Annotated in this window: 1 protein-coding gene; it reads right to left on the bottom strand. The window is 53.9% G+C overall.

The window, feature by feature from the left end:
* The coding region (locus WMO64_RS17040) for a recombinase family protein (protein WP_349232769.1) at positions 1-710 on the bottom strand (710 nt) is incomplete at both ends.

Below are 710 nucleotides of genomic sequence, written 5' to 3'. Positions count from 1 at the left end.
CGTAACTCCTGCACGCGCTCCCATGTTTCCGTGTCGATAATCGGCTCATGGTGGTTCGGGAAAATGGCCTGCTTCTCAATGGGGTTCTCTACACTGTGCTTGGTCTTGTAAGAGGGCTTCTCCGTCTTGAAGTTTACCAGACAGCCGGTGTACTCCCGGTTTTCCAACAGGTGGACAACCGTGTTTGTCGCCCATTTGCACTCATAGCCGGGGTGGTAGCGGCGGGTGCTGCCCGTCCTGCGGTATTCCAGCGTTCCCGGCGTGGGGATTTGCTGCTCCGTAAGCATACGGGCAATCTTGGTCGGGCCGTTCCCGGCAAGGCAAAGCTGGTATATCTGCCGGACTACCGGCGCGGTTTCCTCGTCAACGATATAGTTCTCGTCCTCGTCCATGAGGTAGCCATACACCGGCTTGCTGGTAACGGGCTTGCCGCTCATGCCTTTTGCTCGTTTTACTGCCTTGATTTTCTTGCTCGTATCTCTCACCAGCCATTCATTGAACAGATTTCGCAGAGGGGTAAAATCGTTGTCCATGCCGCCGTTTGCGCTGTCCACATTGTCATTGACAGCGATAAAACGCACTCCCTTTTGAGGGAACAGCATTTCCGTGTAAAACCCTACCTGCAAGTAGTTACGCCCTAACCGGCTCATGTCCTTGACAATGACCGTACCCACTTTCCCGGCTTCAATGTCTGCAAGCATGGCTTGAAA

Source organism: Pseudoflavonifractor intestinihominis, assembly GCF_040096055.1.
GTDB classification, from domain to species: domain Bacteria; phylum Bacillota; class Clostridia; order Oscillospirales; family Oscillospiraceae; genus Pseudoflavonifractor; species Pseudoflavonifractor intestinihominis.
Note: the sequence above shows the minus strand (reverse complement) of the source record. Positions and strands in the feature narration are given on the sequence as shown.